This window comes from Roseibium sp. M-1, from assembly GCF_054515675.1.
On sequence record NZ_CM137257.1, the window covers coordinates 1,948,473 to 1,971,847 of the forward strand.

A 23,375-nucleotide genomic window follows, 5' to 3' on the forward strand; every position below is an offset into this window, starting at 1 on the left:
AACGGGGAGCCAGTGGCCTGTCAAAAGCTTTCCTGAAAGACCGCGACCGTGGCTCGCCGGTCCCGGCTCGCGCTTCGCTTGGCCAGGATGACGTCGGTGAAGTTGAACATTGCCGCCAGTCAGAAAGCGCCGCTCAGGCGCTTTCCATCATCTGTTGCTGCGTGAGCATTGCCGCGCCGATCAGCTCCTTGGTGTAGTCGCATTTCGGCGCTTCGAAGATCGCGTCGGCCGTTCCGGCCTCCACTACCTTGCCCCGTTGCATCACCATCACCGTGTCGGACAGGGCCCGGACGACGGCAAGATCGTGGCTGATGAAGAGATAGGTCAGGCCGTAGCTCTTCTGCAGGTCGCGCAGAAGTTCGACGACCTGTTTCTGGATGGTGCGGTCGAGGGCCGACGTCGGCTCGTCGAGAACCACCAGTTCCGGCTTCAGCACCATGGTACGGGCAATTGCGATGCGCTGACGCTGTCCGCCGGAGAACTCGTGCGGATAGCGGTTGCGCATGATCGGATCGAGCGAGACTTCCTCCAGTGCCTTGCAGGCGCGTTCGTCCCGCTGCTTGGCGTTGAGCGACGGCTCGTGCACCATCAGGCCTTCGGAGATGATCTGGCCGACGGTCATGCGCGGGCTGAGCGACCCGAAGGGATCCTGGAAGATCAGCTGCATGTCCTTGCGCAGGCCCCGCATTTCTGCCCGGTTTTTGCCGGAGATCTGCTGGCCATGGAACACCACCCGGCCACCGGCCGGAAGCAGGTTCAGGATGGCGCGGCCGAGGGTCGACTTGCCCGAGCCGCTTTCGCCGACGATGCCGAGCGTCTGGCCCTTGCGGAGCGAGAAGCTGATATTGTCGACGGCGCGCAGGATGTGCTTGGGCTTCAGGAAGCCGGAGTCCAGTTCGAATTCAACCTCGACCTTCTGCGCTTCCAGCAAGACCGGATTGCTGTCGGGAACCGGTGGCTTGTGGCCGGTCGGTTCGGCATCCAGCAGCATCTTGGTATAGGGATGCCCCGGGTGATTGAAGATCTGGCCGGTTTCGCCGCTCTCCACCACCTCGCCGGTCTTCATCACATAGACCCGGTCGGCGATGCGCCGGACGATGCCGAGATCGTGGGTGATGAAGATCACCGCCATGCCGAGCCGCTTCTGCAGGTCGGCGAGCAGGTCCAGGATCTGGGCCTGGGTGGTCACGTCGAGCGCGGTCGTCGGCTCATCGGCGATCAGGACGTCCGGATCGTTGGCAAGCGCCATGGCGATCATGACACGCTGGCGCTGGCCGCCGGACATTTCGTAGGGATAGGCGTTGATCTTGCGTTCGGGCTCGGGAATGTTCACCAGCTTCAAGAGATCCAGCGCCTTGGCCTTGGCCGCTTTCCACGACAACCCGCCATGCACCACCATCGGCTCCGCCAGCTGGCGGCCGATCGTATAGAGCGGGTCGAGGGAGGTCATGGGCTCCTGGAAGATCATTGTGATCTTGGCACCGCGGATCTTGTTGAGCTTGCCGACCGGCAGTCCGAGGATGTTGGAGCCCTCGTAGATCACCTCGCCTTCCGTCCGACCGTTCGAGGCCAGAAGCCCCATGGCGGCCATCATGGTCTGGCTCTTGCCGGAGCCGCTCTCGCCGACGATGGCGACGGTCTCGCCCGCTTCCACGTGGATGTCGACGCCGCGCACCGCATTGATGGTGCCGGTCGCGGTCTCGAAGTCCACTTTCAGATCCCTGATGGAGAGGACCGTCTTGTTGGTTTCCTGGGTCATTCTTGCTCTCCTACCGGTCTTTCGGATCCAGGGCATCGCGCAGGCCGTCGCCGATGAAGTTCAGCGCAAACAGCGTCGATGTCAGGAAGATGGACGGGAAGATGAGCATCCAGGCGGCGCCCTGCAGGTTGCGGGCCCCTTCAGAGATCAGCACGCCCCAGCTTGTCATCGGCTCCTGGATGCCGAGCCCCAGAAAGGACAGGAAACTTTCCAGCAGGATAACCTTGGGCACCAGCAGCGTCATGTAGACCACCACGGGACCGAGCGTGTTCGGAATGATGTGCCGGCGCACGATTCCGCCGTCGGCAACACCGAGTGCCTCGGCCGCCTGTACATATTCCTGCCGCTTGATGGTGAGCGTCTGGCCGCGCACGATACGGGCCATGTCGAGCCACTCGACCGCACCGACGGCGATGAACATCAGGATGAAGTTCCGGCCGAAGAACACCACGAGCATGATCACGAAGAAGATGAAGGGCAGCGAATAGAGGATGTCGACGACACGCATCATCATCTGGTCGACCCGTCCGCCGAGATAGCCGGAGGTGGCGCCGTAGATCACGCCGATGGAGATCGCGACGATGGTTGCCAGGAGGCCGATGGTCAGCGAAACACGCCCGGCGATAAAGGTCCGGGTCATCATGTCACGGCCGTTGGCGTCCGTACCGAAATAGAAATGCATGAAGTTGATGTCGGCCGTGATCCGGGCCGACATCTTGTCCTCGGACATGTCCGACAAGACGGCGTTGGCGAAGAGGTCGCTGCGGTCGAAATACTGCACGATGCGCGGGTCGATCTCACGCTTGGAGCTGACCAGCGCGACGACCTTGTCGCCATCGCGCTGATAGGACTCGACCGTCACCCGGCCGCGCTTGGCAGCGGACATGAAGCCGGGCTCCACCTGTTCGGGTCGCGGATAGGCTGAGAGGCTGGACGGCACCTTCACGTAGTCCCGGTAGACGGTGTCGTAGCTGTGAGAAGAAAGGATCGGGCCGAAGATCGAGATCAGCCCGATCACGGCCAGTACGATCATGGAGGCGACGGCCGCGCGGTTGGCCAGCAGCCGGTCGCGCGCGTCGTCCCAGAGCGAACGCCCCTTGGCGGGCACGTCAGCAGAAGAGGTTGCAGTCAGGGTCAAGGTTCAACTCCCCTCAGTCGTAGCGCACGCGCGGATCGAGCACCGCATAGAGCAGATCCACGACGAGGTTGAACAGGATAACGAAACAGGCCACCACGACGACCGTGCCCATGACCAGGGTGTAGTCGCGGTTGAGAGCGCCCTGGACGAAGTAGCGGCCGATGCCGGGAATGCCGAAAATGGTCTCGATGACGACCGAACCGGTCAGGAGCGCGGCCGCAGCCGGGCCGAGATAGGAGACCACCGGCAGAATGGCGCCGCGCAGGGCATGGACGACCACGATCATGTAGGACGTCAGGCCATAGGCCCTTGCCGTGCGTACATGGTTGGATCTCAGCGCCTCGATCATCGAGCCGCGCGTCAGGCGGGCGACTACGGCGATCTGCGGCAGGGCGAGTGTCACGACCGGCAGGACCCGGTTGACGAAGGCACCGCCGTTCCAGCCGCCGACCGGTAGCCAGCCGAGCCAGACGCCGAGGATGAGCGTCAGGATCGGCGCCACGACGAAATTCGGGATCGTCACGCCGAGGGTTGCCGCCGCCATCACCGAATAATCGGTGGTCTTGTTCTGACGGAGGGCCGCGATCACGCCAAGCGTACCGCCAACGACGAGAGCCAGGCACAGTGCGGAAAGGCCCAGCTGGATCGAGATCGGCAGGCTCTGGGCAAAGAGTTCGTTGATCGAGAAATCGCGGAAATAGAAACTCGGACCGAAGTCGAGACGGGCAACGCTCTGAAGGTAAAGCAGGTACTGGTTCCAGAGCGGCTCGTTGAGATGATAGATCTTGTTCAAATTCTCCATCACCTTGGCTTCCAGCGGGCGTTCCAGATCGAACGGTCCCCCGGGTGCAATGCGGATCAGGAAGAAAGAGAGAGTGACAATCAGAAACAATGTCGGGATTGCGCCGAGCAATCGACCGAGGACATAGCGGAGCATAGGCATGGCCCTGTTGTTGACCGGCGGTCTTTGCTGCGATTGCTAGATCGATGCCGCCTTGCAAGAACCGGCAGGGAATCCCTGCCGGTCTCGTTGTTGCCAGGTTATTCGGTGATGCTCATCCAGCGGGTCGGATGGACGTTGAGGAGGTTGTCCTCGTATCCGGCGATCTTGTCGGAGACAAGATTCATCGACCCGTAGTACATCATCGGAATGAACGGCAGATCCCGCATGAAGAGCGCTTCGGCCTGCTTCAGGATGTCGGCGCGCTTTTCAAGGTCGGTCGTGACGGCCGCCTCGTCCATGAGTGCATCGTACTCAGGATTGTTGTAGCGGGCGTAGTTGAAACCGTCATTGTCGCTTTCGACCATGAACAGGAAGTTCTGCGGATCGGAATAGTCGCCGATCCAGCCTGCACGGGCGACGTCGAAGTCCTGACGGTCACGCAGCATGGCGTAGTGGGTCTTCGTGTCGGTGTTGATCAGGTTGACGTTCACACCAAGCGGCTTCCACATGTCGGCGATGGCAACGGCCGTGTTCTTGTGGTTTTCGGAGGTGTTGTAGTTGATCGTCAGCTCGAACGGCTTGTCCGGACCATAGCCCGCGTTGGTGAGAAGCTCGAGAGCCTTCTCTTCGCGGTCGATCTGGGACAGGTCCTTGTAGTCGGCATAGGCCGGGTCGCCGTAGTTGTCGATGCCCGGCGGCACGAAGGAATAGCCGGCGACCATCGTGGAGCCCCAGATTTCCTCGGCGAGGAACTCACGGTCGATCGCCATTGACAGGGCCTGGCGGACGTCCGGGTTCTTCAGCACTTCGTCCTCATGGTTGAGGGCGTAGTAGTAGGTGCCGAGATAGGGCGCCACGCGGAACTGGTCACCCAGGTTTTCGCGCATGAAGGCGACCTGTTCGGTCGGCGCGTCGTCGTTGGAATGCAGTTCGCCGGCCTGGAACCGGCGCAGGGCCGCACCGCGGTCTTCCGTCGGATAGAAGAAGACGGTGTCGATCTTGACGTTGTCTGCATCATGATAGTTCGGGTTCTTGACCGCTTTCACATGAGCGTTCGGAATGAACTCGGCCAGCGTGTAGGCACCGTTGGTGACCATGTTTTCGGCCTTGACGAAGTCGGAGCCGAACTGATCGACGGAAGCCGGATGGACCGGAAGACCGGTCTGGTGGGCGAGCAGGTTGATGAAGTAGGGCGTCGGAGCTTCGAGGGTGATCTCAAGCGTGTGGTCGTCGATCGCCTTGGCGCCGATCTCTTCCGGCTTGGCTTCGCCCTTGTTGATCTTTTCCGCATTCTTGACCGGATAAAGCACGGTCGCATATTTCGCGCCGGTTTCCGGGTTCATGATGCGCTGAAGCGAATAGACGAAATCGCCCGCGACCACCGGGTCGCCGTTGGACCACTTGGCATCATCGCGCAACGTGAAGGTGTAGGTCAGGCCGTCTTCGGAGACGGTCCATTCCGTGGCAACGCCCGGAATGACCTTCCCGGCGGAGCTGTAGGCAACCAGGCCTTCGTAAAGGTCACGCAGGATGTGCGCTTCGTAGACAGTGGACGTCTTGTGCTGGTCAAGGGTTTCCGGGTCCGCGGTATTCCCGCGGTGGTAGACCATCTCAGCAGTTGCAGTAAGAGATGTGGCAGCCATCAAAGCAGCCGCAAGCGCTGTCACACGCATGGACTTGATCATATCGCTCTCCCCTCTGGGTTTATTGTTGAAGCATAGGAACGATGGGTCACAAGATTCCACGCTCTTTGCGTGCGATCAAGCATCCCCCAACGGCACATTTCGACCTTAGTCGCAAAAAGGCGATGTTTTTGCGCGATCTGCGACGGAATGAGAAAAAAATTCCTCCGTTTTACTGGACAGTCACATAATCCACCCGCAGGCCACGCAACAATGTTTCAATGCTAGCGGCAAAATCGATATATTCCGCTACGGGCCAGATACATGCCCGTATTGGGATTGAAAGACCTGAATTTCCGCGAGCAATAGGCCATATATTGTGGCGTGAAAGGTGCCAGCCCGGTCTTGGTATAAGGCACACGCTGCGGTTGTCCGTAGTTGCGGTACCGGGGCGGGTTCACATAGACGCGGGAACGGTAGGGGTAAGCCCGGCTGTCATAGGGATGATAGTAGTAAGGCGCGCCATAAGGCCGGTAAGGCGGGCCATAGAAGCCGAGGGGCCCTCCAAAAAAGACCCCGCCGCGATAGCCGCCAGTGCCGAAACCAAAGCCGATGCCACCGCCACCGAAGTAAATGCCGTCGGCATGAGCCGGGCTTGCAGTTCCGGCGCCTGCGAGCGCCGCGGATACAGCAACGGCCGCGGCCAGAAGGCAGCCGCGCAAGAACGAGCTGCCGCGATTGAGGCCTGCGGCCTTCCGGGTCTTGTCAGACATGATGCACTCTCCTGTCGGCGCCACGCTGCGCCGGACGGTCGCCCAGTCCACATTTATCGATAGTAGTCCAAAGTCCTCCGGAAATCTCGCTAGAAGCGATCAAAAATATCTGACCATCCTGCCGCCCCGCTTGCGCGGCTGACGCGCGGCCAGTAAACCGGGCGCCGGTCCGATTTTGCGATAAAGAACCCGAAGACACTTCATGGCCCCGCCTCTCCTGATCCTCCGCGATGTTCACCTGACCTTCGGCGGCACGCCGCTCCTCACCGGAGCCGAGCTTTCCGTCTCCGAAGGCGACCGGCTGTGCCTGGTCGGCCGTAACGGCTCGGGCAAGTCGACGCTGCTCAAGATCGCGGCCGGCATGATCGACATGGACAGGGGCGAACGCTTCTTTCAGCCGGGCCGCACCGTGCGCTACCTGCCGCAGGATCCGGACCTCTCGGCCTATTCCACCACGATCGACTATGTGAACGAGGGCCTGACGGAGGGCGACGATCCTTATCGCGGCGCCTATCTGCTGGAAGTGCTTGGCCTCACCGGCAAGGAAGACCCGAAATCGCTCTCCGGCGGCGAGGCCCGCCGGGCAGCTCTCGCGCGCACGCTCGCGCCTGAACCCGATATCCTGCTGCTCGACGAGCCGACCAACCACCTGGACCTTCCGGCAATCGAATGGCTGGAAGAGGAACTGAAGAGCCTGAAGTCGGCCCTGGTGCTGATCTCGCACGACCGCCGTTTCCTGGAGAACCTTTCCCGCGCCAGTGTCTGGATCGACCGCGGCACGTCCCGTCGTATGGAAAGAGGCTTTGCCCATTTCGAGGAATGGCGCGACGAGGTGTTCGAGCAGGAGGAGATCGACCAGCAAAAGCTGGCGCAGAAGATCAAGCGCGAAGAGCACTGGATGACCTATGGCGTCACTGCCAGGCGCAAGCGCAACATGCGCCGGGTGCGTGAACTCGCCGACTTGCGCAAGCAGAAGCGGGAACATCGCGGGCCGCAAGGCACCGCCAAGCTCGCCGCGACCGAGGCCGAGGTCTCCGGCAAGCTGGTGATCGAGGCCAAGGGCATTTCCAAGACTTATGGGACCCGCGCCATCGTCAAGGACTTCTCGACCCGCATCCAGCGCGGCGACCGGATCGGCTTCGTCGGCCCGAATGGCGCCGGCAAGACGACGCTTCTGAAGATGCTGACCGGCGAACTTGCCCCCGACACCGGCTCTACCCGGCTCGGCACCAACCTTGAAATGGTGACGCTCGACCAGAAACGCGAGAATCTCGATCTCACCGACAGCCTCTCCTCGGTGCTCACAGGCGGGCGCGGCGATACGGTCGTGATCGGCGACGAGACCAAGCATGTCATGTCCTATATGAAGGACTTCCTGTTCTCCCCCGAACAGGCCCGCACCCCGGTCGGCGCACTGTCCGGAGGCGAGCGTGCCCGCGCCATGCTCGCAAGGGCACTTGCCAACAAGTCCAACCTGATGGTGCTCGATGAGCCGACCAACGACCTTGACCTCGAAACCCTCGACCTGCTGCAGGAGCTCCTGGCCGACTATCCCGGCACGGCGCTGATCGTCTCGCACGACCGCGATTTCCTCGACCGGGTGGCGACCTCCGTCATCGTCTCGGAAGGAGACGGCCTCTGGCGCGAATATGCCGGCGGCTATTCGGACATGCTGGCACAGCGCGGCGAAGGCGTCACGGCCCGCAAGGTCGAAAAGGCCGCTCCGCAAAAGAAGGAAAAGTCTTCGGAACCAGCAACTTCCACCGCAAGGCCGAGCCAGAAGTCGAAACTCACCTTCACCCAGCAGCATCTCCTGAAGTCTCTTCCCGAGACAATCGAGAAAATTGAAGCGCAGCTTGAAAAGCTCCAGGGCGAAATGAACGACCCGCAGCTCTACGTGAAGAACCCTGACAAATTTGCCAAGATATCGCAGCAAATCACTGATCTGACAGCGGAAAAGGATGCCGCGGAAGAGCAGTGGCTGGAGTTGGAGATGCTGAACGAAGCGGGTTAGCCCCAGCTGCCGCCTCCACCACCTCCAGGACTGTCATGTTCATCGTCTTCCTCCCGGCGCGAGGAATCGAGCTCAATAATTACTGTTTTGGGCCCTTTTGAGGGCAAATCTCTTTTTCGACTTTCTTCGATCATTGATGCGAGCGCATGTCGAATATCGGATTGGCCTTCAGCCAGTAGTTCCGTAATTTCATTCTCAGCATCGAGTAGAAAGTCTCCCGCTTCCTGCACCAATGGCGATTTTGTAGAATAGTCTGAGGCTACAGCCCCCATAAGAAATCCAGCAACGAGTGTGGCGGCGGATACTGCCAGATTTCGTGCACCGTGAATTCCGCGACTGCCAGCTTTTTCAGAAGGAAAGCCACTTCTTTCACAGGCCTGCAACAAGCCCAAAATCCAGTCAGCGTCGTCTTTCGAAATAAGTAATCTTCGACCTGCCGCCTCGACTACAACAACTGCAGGAGCAAACAAATCCGGACGCGTCAGGAACCCTGCAACCGCCTCATCTGCTTCAAGTGCAGTAGGAAATGCTCGAATGAATATTGCCGATGTTTTCACAAGGTCAGCAAATTCCCTGGCAGGCAAGGGATCGAGAGGAGATTGATTTCCGATTTTTCTTTTAATTAAGTCATGTTGAAGATCTAGAAAAGAACCTAATTCCACCGCGGCATCGTAGAGATAAACTATCTTTGACGGCAACTCTTCAGTAGGACCACTAAGTGCAGACTGTAATCGCTCTAGACAAGAATGAAACCCATCCCATCCGTATTCGGTTTCAATGTTCGAATATTTGTTTGAAAATCTTTCGATTTTTAGATTAATTATTTCATGCAATTGTTGTGTTGTAACGTTTGATGCAGCGTCTTGATCTCTTTGATCTCCCGCTCTGTCTGCATAAATTTGTTCTTTGCCTGCAATCCAATTAGGGCCGACTTTAAACTGCTTTTGTTCCGTTATTTCTTTAAGATTCGATAGCTTTTGAATTGCATGATTAACAAACTTTGCTCCGTCCCCCCACACTTCTTCTGGAATGGAGATTCTAGAAATCTCACCAATTTTGTCGCTGTGTTTCCCTATTAATCTTTCATCATACCACTTTGTCCAGACAGTCCAATTTTCATCCAAATTTAGTAGACTGGACTTCATTACGTCGACAAACTTCATTGCTTCTTTTAAACTGCGTTCACTGCTCCACAGCACCTTCGACGACAAATCAGAAAGCGAATTACCAGAATTCAAATACTCGCAATCTCTATTTAGCTCATTATACAGTCTATCCGAAAATCCAGATGATATTTCTTCCGCCATATCAGCTAAATACATAAAGGAAGATACCGCACTCTCAACAGAATAACCTTTGTTTTCCTTGGAAAATATATCGCAAACGAGACAAGATGCACTCACCAAACTATCTGCTAAATAGTATTCCATATCAGAACTACTAACGGAACTCATTTCCACTGCAAATATTTGCGCCGCTTCAGAATGTGCTACAACATTTGATGAAATCTGATTATACTTAGAATTTTCCAGTAAAAAACTGCCTGCCACCCAAGAAAATTCACAAGCTCGAAATATTGGCAATAATATCTGATCAGGAAAAGCTACTGCCTCAGAAACCCTAGCCCCAAAAATGAGTGGCAATGACCTCAGTAGAGATCTGGAGGACAATAATAAAATGTCCTTTGCTTTTTGCTGTGCGATCGTGAATTCTATTTCTTCTTTTTTTATCAATTTTCCGCACACCTCTTAAGTACAATCTCTTCTACTACAATCAAAATTATCTACAAACCTCAAGAAAATAACGAAACACAAATTTCTAATATCCACCATCTTCGCTCAACGCTATACCAAATAGAACAAAGTCGCATTTCCCTCCGGAACCGTCTCCTTACCGCTGCGTTTTCCTTCCAAGCAGAAGGAGACGCAAGGATGCACAAGGCAACCATTCTCAAGATCGATCAGGTCACCCATGACGTGAAGCGGTTCCGGATCGTCGAGCCGGAGGGCTTCGACTTCAAGGTGGGCGATGCCACCGAGATCGCGCTCGACGAGGACGGCTGGCGCGAGGAAACGCGTCCCTTCACCATGACGTCTCTGCCGGAAGAGAATTCGCTGGAATTCACCATCAAGGGCTACCCGGACCATGACGGAGTGACCGAGCGCCTGCACAAGTTGAAGGAAGGCGACCGGGTGCTGCTCGCCGATCCGTTCAAGACCTTTCGCTATGAAGAGCCGGGCGTCTTCATCGCCGGGGGTGCGGGCATCACGCCATTTCTGGCGATCTTCCGGGACCTTGAGAAGAAGGGAAAGCTTGGCGGCAATCAGCTGATCTTCGCCAACAAGACCTCTGACGACATCATCTACCGCCAGGAACTTGAAGCCATGGACGGCCTCAAGGTGGACCACGTGCTGTCCGAAGAAGACAGCGCCGGCAGCCATCACGGGCTGATCGATGCGGATATGATCCAGGATCTCGTTCCGGATCTCGACCGGCGCTTCTATCTCTGCGGCCCGCCGCCGATGATGGAGGCCGTCGAGGACGTCTTGAAGGAACTGGGTGTTGAGCCGGACTCGGTGGAGTTCAGTGATTGAGGAGACACCTTCAAAACAAGATCCCGATTTCGACGACGCAGCCTCCGCTCCGACCGCATATTCAGCTGTCATCTGGGGCGGAGCGCAGCAGAGACCCGGGACACAGGGCTCCCGGGCGGCTGCGATCTGCCCATCAGATTCGATGAAGTTTCCCGGGTCCTCGCTTTCGCGGGGATGATACCGCGTCAGAGGACATTCTGGTCGCTGCAAGGGCTATGGCTTTGTACAGCCCCTTCACCTCAGATCCTTGTAGAACACCGTCGTCGCATCGAGGCTGCCGTGGCTGCCATAGGCGTAGTCGGGGATCACACCGACCTTGATGTAGCCGCAGGTCGGGTAGAGCTTTTCGGCGCGGTCGCCCGTCACCGTATCCAGCACCAGCAGCCAGCGGTTCTGCGACAGGGCGAGGCCGTCAATGGCGGTCATCAGCTTGCGCGCGAGGCCCTTGCGGCGGTGGCCTGGATGGACCATCAGCTTGGCGACGTCTGCCCGATGCAGGCCGTTGTCCTGCGGGGCAAGCACCAGCATGACGACGCCGGCGATCTCGCCCCCTTCCCTGACAGCCATCAGGAAGGCTTCGCCGCTTTCAACGGCAGGCAGCTTGCCCGCCCAGAAGGCTTCCGCCTTTTCCAGCGGCAACGGCAGGATGAAGCCGATCCCGGCACCATCGTCGACACAGGCCTTCAGCAGCCGGCCGAGCTGCGGCAGCGCGGTGCGCATCTCCTCGCCCGTCAGAAGCTGAACCGGAGCTTCCGGCCGGAAGGGAGCATCGTCAGAAGCAGAGACCGCGGAGAGATCAGTCGATATCATGGCAGGATCACCGTCAGGAAATAGCGGACCGGCCCTGTGCCGGTCGCGTGGTAGCTGTTGGGAGCGTTGAGGCGGAAGCGAAGGGCGTCGCCGGAGGAAAGATCGAAGCTATCCGGTCCGACTGTCAGCCGAAGAGAGCCTTCCAGAAGCACCAGTTGATGCTCCAGGTCCGGCATGGGCGGCGAGGCATAGGAAACGGTCGCACCGGCCGGGATGGTTCCCTCGATCATTGATCCGCGATAGCCGCTTGCGGCCGGTGTCAGCACCCGGCGGCGGTAACCGCTCTCCGGGTCTGTCCAGACGATCTGGGCCTCTTTCGGGATCAGGCGATCCACAGTGGCCGAGGCGGCGCCGAAAAGCTCGGCCATGGAGAGATTGAAGGCGGTGGCCAGCTTGCCGAGCACGCTAGCGGTCGGGCTGGTGTCGCCGCGCTCGATACGCGACAGGGTCGCCCGGCTGATGCCAGTGCGCTCGGCCAGCTCTTCCAGCCGCCAGTCCCTTGCCCGGCGGAGATCCGTCAGCCGCCGGGCAAGGTCTTGTTCAAGGTTCGACATCGCAAATTCCCATATTTGAGATTTTTCTCATAAATGGAAATTTACTGCCTGCCAAGCTCAAAGAATGTGCAGGTCACACCTTCGAGAAAACCGCGCTTGCATTAACCCCGCCGAAGCCGAAGCCGTTGGTGAGAATGTGGCTGACCTCGCGGGCGATCGCTTTGCCCGGCACCATCTCGAAGCGGCCCATGGCCTCGTCGGCGGCGTCCAGGTTTCTGGAGGGCGGCAGCAGACCGGTCGTCAATGCCTTGACGCAGGCAATCGCCTCGACCGCGCCGGCGGCCCCCAGCAGATGACCGAACATCGACTTGGAGGAGGACACAGCCAGATCCTTGCCCCTGTTTGCGAACAGCGTCGTCAGCGCCGCGATTTCCGCCGCATCGCCCACCGGTGTCGAGGTGGAATGGGCGTTGACATAGCCGATATCGGCCGGGGAAAGGTTCGCCGTCGACAGGGCCTGGCGCATGGCGCGCAGCCCGCCCTCCCCGTCCGGCGAAGAGGCAGTGACGTGAAAGGCGTCGGCGCTGGTGCCGTATCCGGAGATTTCCGCCAGCATGGCCGCGCCGCGTGCCTTGGCGTGCTCGTAGTCTTCCAGGATCAGAATTCCGGCGCCCTCACCCATGATGAAACCGTCGCGGTCCTGGTCAAACGGCCTGGAGGCATGAGCCGGGTCGTCGTTGCGCTTGGCGGACATCGCCTTGGCAGCGCAGAAGCCGGCATAGGAGACCTTGTCGATACAGGCTTCCGAGCCACCCGCAACCATGACATCCGCTTCGCCGGAGCGGATCAACCTTGCGGCGTCGCCGAGCGCCTGCAGGCTGGCGGCGCAGGCGGTCACCGGTGCGCCGATCGGGCCCTTGAGACCGTGGCGAATGGACACCTGACCGGCGGCCAGGTTGGCAAGGAAGGACGGCACCAGGAAGGGCGAAGCCCGGCGCGGGCCTTTTTCGTCCACCAGGCGCGTGCCGGCCGTCATGGCGGGAAACCCGCCGACACCGGTCGCAATGATAGTGCCGGTGCGTTCCCTGTCACGGTCCGTCTTCGGCTCCCACCCCGCATGGGCCAGGGCCTCCTGAACGGCGCCCATGGCAAAATGGATGAAGCGGTCGGACCGGCGCTGCTCGCGCGGATCCATGACCGCGTCGACATCGAAGCCGTGTTCGTCTTCCGATTTAGAGGGCACTTCCCCCGCGATCTGGCAGGCAAGTTCGCCTGCATCGAAATGGGTGATGCGGCGAATGCCGTTTTCCCCGTCCTTCACCCGTTTCCAGAAGGCATTCAAGCCCGTACCCATAGGGGAGACAATCCCCAGTCCCGTGACGACAACACGCCGCATGATGTACCTCACAATCGGTTTAGCCAGCGCCCCCGCCCCGGCAGGTAGGTGGTGCCCGGGCGGTCTGCCAGTCCGCCCGGCCAGTCCGCCCGGAAAGAGTTTCAACCCGACCTCATCAAAGATCGGAGAGCTTCTTCAAGGCATTGATCGTCTGAAGAAATTCGTCGCCGCCGAGATGGGTCTGAACATCCGCCTGAGCCTGCCGCCACAGGGGGATGGCCTTGTCGAGAAGCGCGGCGCCGGCAGGCGTCAATACGTATTGCTTGCCCCGTCCGGCAGCCGCCGGTTCGGAGACAACCAGGCCCTTGCGCTCCAGTAGCGCGATGTTGCGCACCAGCGTCGTGCGCTCCATCGACAGGCGCTCCGCAAGACCTGCCGTCGTCGTGTTGCCACCCTTGCGGACGGAAACCAGCACGGAAAACTGACCGGCTGTCATGCCGACCTTGCGTGCAAGACGGTCGTAATGCCGGCTGACCGCGCGCGCCGCCTTGCGAGCGTTGTCCAGAACGCATAGCGAGAAGTCGTCTTCTTCCATACCTCTTTGTGTGCATATACACACAAATTGTCAAGCCGTTACTGGGCGTGTCTGCAAATCCGGAAATGTCATTGGCATATTGCGTTTATGTGCAAAGGGGTTACCGTCGGCAGCGGCAACTTGAGCGTGAGGAGGTCACGATGACAGACGCGGTGCAGGCAATGGAATACATGAAGAAGAAGATTCAGGACAATTGGGGCTGGTTCCTGGCGCTCGGCATCGCGCTCGTCATCGGCGGGCTGATCCTGATCGCTGCTCCGCTCGCAACCTCGGTTGCCGTCACCATCCTGATTGCCGCCGTTCTCTTCGTGGGCGGCCTGGTGCAGATCTACAATTCCTTCAAGACCCACGGCACCGGCAGTTTCCTCTGGAACCTGATCACAGGCGTCATCGCTGTCATCGGCGGTATAGTCATCTACGTGAACCCGCTCGCCGGCACCTTTGCGCTGACGCTGGTCATCGCGGCGATCTTCATTGCCCAGGGCATCAGCCAGATCCTGCTCGCCTTCAAGCTGAAGCCGCACGAGGGTTGGGTCTGGGTTCTGATCGCAGGTATCGTGTCCCTCGCCGCCGGGGTCATGATCTGGCTTGAACTTCCGAGTTCCGCCGCCTGGGCCCTCGGCTTGCTGGCCGGGATTTCGGTCCTGATCAACGGCTGGAGCTACATTGCGATTGCTCTCGCGGCGAAGGCATCAAAAGGCTGACCGGTCGGCGAAACCAAAGAGTGCAAGGCCGGCAAATATCCATTTGCCGGCCGCCAGTTCTGATGTAGCCTTTTTGAAGGTTCAACACCGGGCATCGCTCGCACTCGGGCTTTCACGTGGATGATCTCCGTTCTCGGTCGTAACCAGGGCAATCCGCATAACAAGGCCTATTGGTGGTGGCCGCCCCCCGCCAATCGTTGATGTTTGCGCGCCAGGGCGCGCGCGTTCCCAACTTCTGACATCAACGGATTTTGCATCATGACAAACGTGACCTTGCGCGGTGAAGACCGCATGCTTCATGTCGCCTGGCCGGACGGGACCAGCACCGACTATCCCTTTCTCTGGCTGCGGGACAATTGCCCGAGCGGCTTCCACCCGCAGACCCAGGAACGGCAATTCGACCTGACCGGAATACCGATGGATATTTCGATTGCCAGTGCCGACCGGGACGGCGACGACATCGTGCTGACCTGGAAGGACGATGGCCATGTCAGCCGTTACCGGAGCGACTGGCTGCACGACCACCGGCCTGGCATCGGATTGAAAGACCCGGCCTGGATCGAGCCTGATCCCTGGCGTGGAGATCTGGACCCGGCCTCTCTGCCACGGGCGGCGGCAATGGACCTGATGCGGGACGACGACGCCCTGCTCTCCTTTCTGATTGCCACCAAGAAAGCCGGCCTCGCGCTGGTCGACGGCATGGATAACGACGTGGAAGCCGGTGTTGCTGTCGCCAGGCGGATCGGTTTTTTGCGGGAAACCAATTTCGGCACCACCTTCGAGGTGATGTCGAAGCCGAACCCGAACAACCTCGCCTACACGTCTCATGCGTTGCCACTGCACACGGACCTTGCCAACCAGGAGCTGCCCCCGGGTTTCCAGTTCCTGCATTGCCTTGCCAACGAGGCGGTCGGGGGCGGTTCCACCTTCTGTGACGGCTTTGCCATAGCCGCGGACCTGGCACGGGACGATCCGGACGCCTTCCGGCTGCTTTCGAAAACGCCGGTGCCGTTCCGCTTCCATGACGAAGATTACGACATCCGCCGTCATCACACGGTGATCGATCTCGATCTCTTCGGCAACGTTCAGGAATTGCATTTCAACGCCCATCTTGCCGGCATCTTCGACCTGCCGGCCAACGAGATGGAAGCCTATTACCGGGCCTACCGGGCGATCATGCAGATGACCCGGTCACGGGACTACGTCATCACGACAAGGCTCAAGGGCGGCGAGATGGTGATCTTCGACAACCGCCGCGTCCTGCATGGCAGGGCCGCCTTCGATCCCGGCACGGGCTTCCGTCACCTGCGCGGCTGCTACGTCGACCGGGGTGAGTTCGACAGCCGCATCCGCGTGCTGAGCCGGAAGCGGGGATAGGTCCCGGCTAGGGTCTGAAACGAGAAACGCCCGGTCAGACGATCGGGCGTTTCACTATCGGAGCCAACTCTCAATGCGTCATCCCGGACGCAGCGCAGCGAAGATCCGGGACCGGTGAGCCTCGATGTTTCGATTTTCGCTCCCTTGTACCAGCGGTTTGCGGCTCCCCGGTCCCGGCTCGCGCTCCGCTTGGCCGGGATGACGCCAGAGAGGTCTCGGCTGGGTGTTCCGTTTCCTGGAAAACACCAGCAGACATGAGCTTCGTCGACTACCTCGGCTCCTTGGCGAAGCCCTTGCCCAGGATCGGACCGGTCGGCAGGCCGGTCGGCGAACCGCCGGGCTGCTCGAAGGTGATCTCGTAGAGCTGATCGAGCTTCGGCACCGGCAGACCGGCAGCCTGCAGGAGCGTCTGTTTGGGCTCGTCGAAGACACCGATGGATACAGGCGGACCGTCCGGGTCGGGCTTGGTCCAGAGTTGCAGAACGGTGCCTGCGGGAACGTCGGTCTGGCCAAGCAGCGTCACTTCGGTGGCGTTGTTCTCCGCACCCGCGATCATCGCAACCGGCTGACCGTCGTCATTCACGAGAACGGCAATCACCTGCGGCTCTATCGTTGTGAGCAGGCTCCAGACAAGCGCGACGGCGAGAACCAGGCTTGCGGCCAGACTCGCTGCGGCAGTCCAGAACAGCGGGCCGCCTCGTTTGGCTTTTTCTCCGGTAAGGTCGACAATTTCAGCCGACGTTATGTTCCCTTGTTCCGGAGCTTCCAGGCTTTCGTCCAGGACATCCAGCCGCCGCTCGATCTGGCGCCAGAGCCGGTCAGGGACGGCGACTTCCGGTGTCGCCAGGTCCAGCGTGGCAAAGCGCTGACGGGCCAGTTCCACCAGCACGGCAAGCTCGGTATCTCGGGTCAGCCGGTCTTCCACTTCTCGCTGTTCCTCGGGATCGCAAAGGCCGATGACGTATTCATCCGCCAGTTCTGCCCTGTCGCGGCGCTCGGTCCTCATGCCATGCACTCCCGCAGAGACGTCAGGCCCCGGCGGACCCAGGCCTTGACAGTTCCGAGCGGAGCCGAGAGCCGGCCTGCGATCTCGCCATGGGTATAGCCCCAGACATAGGACATCAGCACGGCGCTGCGCTTTTCAGTTTCCAGCCGTTCCAGGCATCGCCGCAGCTCACTGTCATGGCCGAGCATCTCCCAGGCGTCGTTCAGTTCGCTGCCGTCGATGCTGCGCTCCAGCCGGTCGTCTTCGGTTGCGGCTTCCCTGGCGCCATCGCGCAGCATGTTCAAGGTGCGGTTGCGCAGAACGGCATAGATCCACGCCCGGCCGGAGCCCCTTGCCGGATCGAACAGCGCCGCCTTTCGCCAGATCTGAACAAGCGTGTCCTGCAAGGCATCTTCCGCCAGATCCTGCCGGCGAAGCATGCGCCGGGCGATGCCGAGCATCTTCGGGCCCTCCAGCTCCAGGATCTGGCGCAAAGCCTGCCTGTCCTTGCGCGCGCACGCTGACAACAGCGCGGCATGATCCACGTCGCTAGCGGGTTTCTGGGTATCCAACACGGGTGGGCTCACTTGATCGACTTCAGGCAGGGTTCCTGCATGCTACGCACGAAAAGCGTCGCCAGACCAGTTTCCCGTGCAGACGATCGTTCTTCAATAAGGACCGGAGCAGCCTGGGGTGGGTGGTCCAGGCCGCTCCGGCAGACGGCTTTGCGGTTCGTGGTGGGCAAGATCCGCAAAGCCCGGGGCATCCCTTTGACAGTCGGGCTGAGGATGCTCCGTCGGCGGGATCCCTGGATCAGCGGGCGTTCAACTGGCTTAGGTTGAGCGCCCAAAAGCTGATCGATCATGATCTAGAGGGATCAGTTCGCGGTCATGAAGGTGATGTCGCGCAGCGGCCAGGCCAGACCAGCCAGCTCCCAGCTTCCGGTCACTTCGCCCGTCTCCAGGGAAACCGTATGCAGCCAGGTGCCGGTCGCAAGCCAGGCCTTGTTGTTCCCCTCCGCGTCTGTCGCAATGTCGAAGGCATAGGCATCGGACACATCGACACCGAGCTTGCCGACGGCTGCCAGGGTGCCGTCGTTCGGCGAGGTCTGCCGGATCACCGCGTTGATGGTCGCGTCGATGTCGTACATCGCGGTGGTTTCCGGCTGGCCGTAGGAATTGCTGTAGGCGGCGGCGACGATATTCGGCGTTTCGCCCGCATGCATGTCCGCAGCCTCGAAGGCGAGGCTGCCGTCGACCGTCACCTTGCCGCTTTCAATATCGACGCGGTGATTGGTGAGGCCGGTCATGAAGCGCAGCTTGTTGGCCTTCGGGTTGAAATCCACGACGACAGGCTGACCGTCCTTCAACGGCAGCATCACGTCCATCTTGGAAATGACGGTGGCCTTGCCTGTCTCCGGGTCGATTTCGACAATTTCATGGGCGGCGCTGACGCCGATCAGCTGGCCCGTCGCCGGACGCAGATCGATGCCGAGCAGACGGTCGACGCCGGTAACATCCATGGATCCGGTAACTTTGCCGGAAGTGCTGTCGATGACGACGAGGGTCTTGTCGCCGGCAAGTCCGATGGCAGGCGTGGCGTGGGCGGCACCGGCAGCCAGAACAAGCGCGGATGCGGTCAGAAGAGTACGTGCAGGAAGCAGCATTTCAGATCTCCGTCTATTAAGGGCGGGAGGCATCGCAATGGCCCCACATCCCGGTTACACGGCAGATCGAATTCCGGATGCAGCGTCCGCAATTTTTTTTTGCGAACGCCGAAATCGACGTCAGTCCGGTCTCTCAGTTTTCGAAGATCAGCGCCTTCTCCGCCTCGGAGAGCGCTTTCCACCGGCCCTCTTCCAGCCCGTCCAATCCGAGACCACCGATGCGGCTTCGTGCAAGATCGGTGACGTGGTTGCCGGTGGCGGCGAACATGCGGCGGACCTGGTGGTAGCGGCCCTCGTGCAGGGTTAGCCGCGCATGGGTCTCGTCCAGAATGTCCAGCTCGGCGGGCTTCAAGGGCTTCTCCTCGCTTTCCAGCATCATTTCGCCGGAAGCGAACAACGCCGCCTCGTCGCCCCTCATCGGCCGATCCAGCGTGACCTCGTAGATCTTCGGGACTTCCGATTTCGGCGAGATCACCCGGTGCAGGAAAGTGCCGTCATCGGTGAAGAGCAGCGCGCCGGAGGTCTCCTTGTCGAGCCGGCCGATGGTGGACAGAACAGGCTTGCGCATCCGGAAGCGGTCCGGAAGCAGGTCATAGACCAGCCGGCCTTGATCCTTGATGGAGCAGGTGTAGCCGAGCGGCTTGTTCATCAGGATCACGACGCCATGGGCCGGGTCCAGCGGGTCGTCGTCGAAGAGAATGTCCTCGTGCGCGGTCTTCGCGTCTGCCTTCAGCCGGTTGCCGTCCCGGTCGGTCACCCAGCCGTGCCGGATCGCCGTCTGCATTTCCTTGCGGCTGCCATAGCCGAGATTGGCGAGAAGCTTGACGAGCCGCATGTCAGAAGACCTCCGAAAAGGCAGTTGTCGCCGCACCGGCCTGCGCAAGACCTTCAAAAGTCCGCCCCTTGCACCCTTCTCTCCCCTTGCGGGAGAGATGTCCGCGCAAGCGGACAGAGGGGGGTATCGGGCGTCGGCGAATTGTTCCGAAGCTTCCGATGTTGACAAGCCGGTTACCCCCCTCTGTCTCCTGACGGAGACATCTCCCCCGCAAGGGGGGAGAGGGGTGTTTGCCGAAAGGTTTCGAAACGATACCGAAGCTCAGATAGTGAAGTGCCGGTCCAACGAGGTGCGATGGATAGACTATTGAGAATGACCCGTTAGCCAGCCCCTTGTTCCCCTCTCCCCCCTTGCGGGGGAGATGTCCGCGCAAGCGGACAGAGGGGGGTACCGGGCGTCGGCGGATCGCCTCGGCGCTTCCGATGTTGACAGGCTGGTTACCCCCCTCTGTCTCCTGACGGAGACATCTCCCCCGCAAGGGGGGAGAGAGGTGCATGCGGCTACCCATTACACCTGTCACGCCCGGCTTGATGGAGGCAAGCACGACACAATCGCCGGAAACTCTGAATATCACTTCACCGCCCTCCTTTGCCCTTGACTGCGCGGATCACCTTGTACCCGCCCTCGTCGGCAAGCTGGGTAACAGAGGCGAATACCTCGGCGAGGGTGTGCTCATACGGCAGATGCCGGTTGGCAACCAGGAAGAACTCGCCGCCGGAACGCAGACCTTGTGCGGCCGCGCGGATGAAACCCTGGCCGACATCGGCGCGGTCAGCCTTGCCGGCCTGGTGGAAGGGCGGATTGGAGACGATGAAGTCATACGGCCCCTCGATGCCTTTCGTCACATCCGACCAGATGCCGTGCATGGTCCGCTTGCCCTTGAAGGCGGCAAGGTTCTGCTCGGCCAGATCCAGAGCCCGTTTTTCCGCCTCATAAAGATCCATTGAGGCAACCTTGGGAGCCTTATCGAAAACGGTCCGGGTCAGATAGCCGAAGCCCGCGCCGAGATCGGCGCCCCGGCCTTTCAGCGTCTCCGGCAGGTATCCGGCCAGCAGCTTCGACGCCGGGTCGATCCGGTCCCAGGCAAAGATCCCGGGCCGGCTAATGTAAGCGCCGTCCAGTACTTCACGGGGCGCATCAAGTGCCAGCCACTCGGAAAGCAGATCCGCATTCAGGCTTTCCGGGCGAACGGTCTCCCAGACCACGCGGCACTTGTTCTTGGTCAGCCTGTCGGCCGCACCGAGCAGTTCTTCCAGATCACTTTCCAGCGTCTTTGCGCCTTCCGTGTTGGGAGCGCAGGCGATCACCACACCGCCGCCCTGCGTCCTGGAGACGGCCCGGGCAAGCTGGGCCCGCGCCTCCTGGCGCTGGCGGCCCGGAAGGACCAGCACCGCATCGAAGCCGGTTTGATCCGTTTCCGCCTCGACCGTCAGCCCCGCCTTCTTCAACGCATCCCGGTCCGGGGCAAAGCTCTGTTCGCAGAGAAGCTCAAGGCCTTTCAATTCGGAAAGTGCTGAGCCCGAACGGGCACGCAGGAAGAGGACACGGGCGGTTTCTGCAAACTCAACGGCCCCTGTTTCAAGAGGAAGCACGAGTGTGTCGAGCGCGGGATCTGACATGGCGATCTTTCGGAAGGGATAAAGCTGACGCGCTCATACCCCCAGAACGATCACACGTCAAAAGATCGCGTCGGACCGGAAGGCGACACCGTCCACCAAAAGGTTGACCGGTAGAGACCGGCCATCTCCGGCAACCGACACTTCCAGCAGGATGCGAGAGCGGTCCATCCGCTCGATCTCCAGTCCCTCGCCCTCCGGCAGGAAGAAGGCGTCGATGCCATAGTCGATACGGACTTCATCGTTCAGGACGGAAAGAACCGTGCCTGCGATCGCCAGGTCTCCGGCGTCCTCACGGGTCTTGCTGACGGCAACCGGCTCGGCAGGACCGTCACCCGAGACGGCAAGTCCCACAAAGACCGTGTCACCGGCGACCACTGTGTCGCTGCCTGGAACGTCCATGGAAACACGGCCGATCGCCAGATTGATGATGACATAATCCCCGCGCAGGAGATCCCGCGGGTCGACCGGGATGACGGCCAGCCGGACAGTCTGGCCGCTGCTTTGGACCTGAAGCCGGTCGACCAGCGGAATGGAAATCAGCGCAAGCTGGATCAGCGCGAGCAAGCCCCAGCGCAGCCAGGGCGCACGAAAGGCCTGCCTTGTGGGGCGTGTGCCGACTGCGGCCGTCATGTCCGCACCTCCCCTGCTTCGGCGCCAGGTTCCGACGGCACGTCCGGCCCGCGCGCTCCCCGCTTCAACAGCCGCGCCAACCACAGGGCCATTGCCAGCAGCACCACGCCCGCCACCAGGAAGAACAGCGACTGGCCGAGCAGAGAACCGATGGTGACCTGCAGGAGCCAGAGCGCAACCGCCGTCAGGCCAAGATAGGCGCAGAGCATCCAGAACCGGTTGTTGTACCAGGTTCCAAGCGCACACAGGCCGATGAGGGCGGCAAGGCAGACGGCGGAGAGCACCAGGATATTGACGGTCACGACCGGCGTCAGAATGGCGACGAAGGCGATGCCCGTTGCCGCAAAAAGCGCGCCGGACTTGGCGGTCCGGTAGGAAAGGATCAGCCCGGTTGCCGTCAGCAGGACAGCAAACAGAAACGGCAGCAGAGCCGGCAGCGGCAGCAGTCCGCGGACCATCGGTTCATCGGCGATTTCAGGCACCAGCACCAGCGCCAGCACGATCAGGACGCTCAGGATCATCACACCGAAATCCTGCATCGATCGCGCCAGCAGCCAGGAGCCGTGCCCGCGCGGCGGCCGGTTGCCGGACCATTTCACGATGAGATCCGCGACGGCATCAAGTTGCAGCATGATGGCCGCAAGCCCCCCGGCACCCGCCAGGAACATGGCCGTCAGAAAATCGTCGCTGGAGGTGATTCCGTCGGCGGTTTCACCGAACCAGCGGCCATAGGTCACCCAAAGCAGAGCGATCGCCGCCCAGCGCGACAGGCGCGCCGGATGCACGATCGGGTGGGCAAAGACCGCCGCCAGCAGCACGAGACCGATCAAGGCCTCCACCGGACTGCCCGCCCCGATTTCGGAGCGCATCACCTGCCAGGTGATGGCTGCGGTCGCCGCAACGGCGAGTGAGGCTTTCGATCCCGTCAGCCAGGCTGCCGCGAGACCACCGAGGCAGACGAGAAAGGCTCCTCCGGCCCAGTCGCTCGGAAGATGAAAGATCTGACCGACAAGCGACATGCCGCCGACGAAGACCAGTGTTGCGAAGCCGGTCGCAAGATCGGCGAGGCCCCTGCGGCCCTTTGCGGCTGCAAGAGCTGCAAGGCCGTGGCTGGCAACGATCAGCAGCGCAATTCCGGCAAGCTTCAGGCTCTTGGGGATCGCGCCCCAATTGGCGGCGATGAAGGCAAAGAGGGCAAGGGCAACGCAGACCATGCCGATGCCGGCAAGCGCCATCGGCAACCTCGACCGGCCATCGTCCCGTTCCTGTTCCTTCAGGATAGCCGCCGCGCCGGTCGAACTGACCCAGCCCTTGGCAACCCAGTCTTCCAGATCGTCCCGCAGGCGCTTTTTGTAGACCCAGTCGAACATGCGGCTCCACCCATCCGTAGCCTCAGTCGAAGCAGTTGCAACGCGCTGCTCCTGGGCGTGAAAGGCCCTTGATGAAAGAAGAAGTAGGCCTTCCGGCGGCAAATAGGAAGA

General features: G+C 60.6%; 21 protein-coding genes. 4 read left to right on the top strand and 17 right to left on the bottom strand.

Annotated features, from left to right (window positions below; translation table 11 throughout):
- Positions 1-133: 133 nt before the first annotated feature.
- The 5 genes from ACX3M4_RS08860 to ACX3M4_RS08880 all read right to left on the bottom strand — a co-directional run bounded on the left by ACX3M4_RS08860 (position 134) and on the right by ACX3M4_RS08880 (position 6,235).
- Positions 134-1,759 (bottom strand): ABC transporter ATP-binding protein, encoded by a 1,626-nt coding sequence (locus tag ACX3M4_RS08860; RefSeq protein WP_459358216.1) that lies wholly within the window; start codon positions 1,757-1,759, stop codon positions 134-136.
- A 10-nt stretch (positions 1,760-1,769) separates the two neighbouring features.
- Positions 1,770-2,897 (bottom strand): ABC transporter permease subunit, encoded by a 1,128-nt coding sequence (locus ACX3M4_RS08865; protein WP_459358217.1) that lies wholly within the window; start codon positions 2,895-2,897, stop codon positions 1,770-1,772.
- A gap of 13 nt (positions 2,898-2,910) precedes the next feature.
- Entirely contained in the window at positions 2,911-3,834 is a 924-nt protein-coding gene (gene oppB, locus ACX3M4_RS08870; RefSeq protein ID WP_459358218.1) for an oligopeptide ABC transporter permease OppB, read from the bottom strand.
- Between the two features lie 104 nt (positions 3,835-3,938).
- The gene (locus ACX3M4_RS08875; RefSeq protein ID WP_459358219.1) at positions 3,939-5,525 is read right to left on the bottom strand and encodes a peptide ABC transporter substrate-binding protein; all 1,587 of its coding nucleotides are present in this window, start codon (positions 5,523-5,525) and stop codon (positions 3,939-3,941) included.
- A 221-nt stretch (positions 5,526-5,746) separates the two neighbouring features.
- Entirely contained in the window at positions 5,747-6,235 is a 489-nt protein-coding gene (locus tag ACX3M4_RS08880) for a BA14K family protein (RefSeq protein WP_459358220.1), read from the bottom strand.
- Positions 6,236-6,437: 202 nt separating this feature from the next.
- On the opposite strand from ACX3M4_RS08880, the gene ACX3M4_RS08885 reads away from it, so the two are divergent.
- Complete coding sequence (locus ACX3M4_RS08885) at positions 6,438-8,249, top strand: ABC-F family ATP-binding cassette domain-containing protein (RefSeq protein ID WP_459358221.1); 1,812 nt, start codon at positions 6,438-6,440, stop codon at positions 8,247-8,249.
- Here the strand turns inward: ACX3M4_RS08885 and ACX3M4_RS08890 are convergent.
- Positions 8,246-9,982 (bottom strand): hypothetical protein, encoded by a 1,737-nt coding sequence (locus ACX3M4_RS08890; protein ID WP_459358222.1) that lies wholly within the window; start codon positions 9,980-9,982, stop codon positions 8,246-8,248. The genes ACX3M4_RS08885 and ACX3M4_RS08890 overlap by 4 nt on opposite strands.
- Positions 9,983-10,180: 198 nt before the next feature.
- Between ACX3M4_RS08890 and ACX3M4_RS08895 the strand changes: the two genes are divergently transcribed.
- Positions 10,181-10,843 carry an FAD-binding oxidoreductase gene (locus ACX3M4_RS08895; protein WP_459358223.1) on the top strand — a complete coding sequence of 221 codons (663 nt, stop codon included), beginning with the start codon at positions 10,181-10,183 and terminating at the stop codon, positions 10,841-10,843.
- 234 nt (positions 10,844-11,077) lie between these two features.
- Here ACX3M4_RS08895 and ACX3M4_RS08900 read toward each other — a convergent pair whose 3' ends face one another.
- The 4 genes from ACX3M4_RS08900 to ACX3M4_RS08915 form a co-directional block, all read right to left on the bottom strand.
- On the bottom strand, positions 11,078-11,653 hold the full coding sequence (locus ACX3M4_RS08900; protein WP_459358224.1) for a GNAT family N-acetyltransferase: 576 nt from the start codon (positions 11,651-11,653) through the stop codon (positions 11,078-11,080).
- On the bottom strand, positions 11,650-12,207 hold the full coding sequence (locus tag ACX3M4_RS08905; RefSeq protein ID WP_459358225.1) for a helix-turn-helix domain-containing protein: 558 nt from the start codon (positions 12,205-12,207) through the stop codon (positions 11,650-11,652). Before ACX3M4_RS08905 ends, ACX3M4_RS08900 begins: the two co-directional genes overlap by 4 nt.
- Before the next feature lie 73 nt (positions 12,208-12,280).
- Positions 12,281-13,543: a beta-ketoacyl-ACP synthase II gene (fabF, locus tag ACX3M4_RS08910; protein ID WP_459358226.1), complete on the bottom strand. Its 1,263-nt coding sequence runs from the start codon at positions 13,541-13,543 to the stop codon at positions 12,281-12,283.
- Between the two features lie 115 nt (positions 13,544-13,658).
- Entirely contained in the window at positions 13,659-14,078 is a 420-nt protein-coding gene (locus tag ACX3M4_RS08915) for a MarR family winged helix-turn-helix transcriptional regulator (protein WP_459358227.1), read from the bottom strand.
- Between the two features lie 140 nt (positions 14,079-14,218).
- Between ACX3M4_RS08915 and ACX3M4_RS08920 the strand changes: the two genes are divergently transcribed.
- The gene (locus tag ACX3M4_RS08920; protein ID WP_459358228.1) at positions 14,219-14,782 is read left to right on the top strand and encodes an HdeD family acid-resistance protein; all 564 of its coding nucleotides are present in this window, start codon (positions 14,219-14,221) and stop codon (positions 14,780-14,782) included.
- A 258-nt stretch (positions 14,783-15,040) separates the two neighbouring features.
- The gene (locus ACX3M4_RS08925; RefSeq protein WP_459358229.1) at positions 15,041-16,159 is read left to right on the top strand and encodes a TauD/TfdA family dioxygenase; all 1,119 of its coding nucleotides are present in this window, start codon (positions 15,041-15,043) and stop codon (positions 16,157-16,159) included.
- A gap of 268 nt (positions 16,160-16,427) precedes the next feature.
- Here ACX3M4_RS08925 and ACX3M4_RS08930 read toward each other — a convergent pair whose 3' ends face one another.
- The 7 genes from ACX3M4_RS08930 to ACX3M4_RS08960 form a co-directional block, all read right to left on the bottom strand.
- Positions 16,428-17,165 carry an anti-sigma factor gene (locus ACX3M4_RS08930; protein ID WP_459358230.1) on the bottom strand — a complete coding sequence of 246 codons (738 nt, stop codon included), beginning with the start codon at positions 17,163-17,165 and terminating at the stop codon, positions 16,428-16,430.
- Positions 17,162-17,719, bottom strand: coding sequence for a sigma-70 family RNA polymerase sigma factor (locus ACX3M4_RS08935; RefSeq protein ID WP_459358231.1), 558 nt, complete (start codon positions 17,717-17,719; stop codon positions 17,162-17,164). Before ACX3M4_RS08935 ends, ACX3M4_RS08930 begins: the two co-directional genes overlap by 4 nt.
- Before the next feature lie 302 nt (positions 17,720-18,021).
- Entirely contained in the window at positions 18,022-18,810 is a 789-nt protein-coding gene (locus tag ACX3M4_RS08940) for a DUF4394 domain-containing protein (protein ID WP_459358232.1), read from the bottom strand.
- A gap of 133 nt (positions 18,811-18,943) precedes the next feature.
- Positions 18,944-19,645, bottom strand: a complete 702-nt coding sequence (locus tag ACX3M4_RS08945; RefSeq protein ID WP_459358233.1) for a pseudouridine synthase — start codon at positions 19,643-19,645, stop codon at positions 18,944-18,946.
- A gap of 575 nt (positions 19,646-20,220) precedes the next feature.
- Entirely contained in the window at positions 20,221-21,264 is a 1,044-nt protein-coding gene (locus ACX3M4_RS08950) for a class I SAM-dependent methyltransferase (protein WP_459358234.1), read from the bottom strand.
- Between the two features lie 57 nt (positions 21,265-21,321).
- Positions 21,322-21,894: a GDYXXLXY domain-containing protein gene (locus ACX3M4_RS08955; protein WP_459358235.1), complete on the bottom strand. Its 573-nt coding sequence runs from the start codon at positions 21,892-21,894 to the stop codon at positions 21,322-21,324.
- Complete coding sequence (locus tag ACX3M4_RS08960; protein WP_459358236.1) at positions 21,891-23,264, bottom strand: DUF2157 domain-containing protein; 1,374 nt, start codon at positions 23,262-23,264, stop codon at positions 21,891-21,893. Before ACX3M4_RS08960 ends, ACX3M4_RS08955 begins: the two co-directional genes overlap by 4 nt.
- Positions 23,265-23,375: the final 111 nt, after the last annotated feature.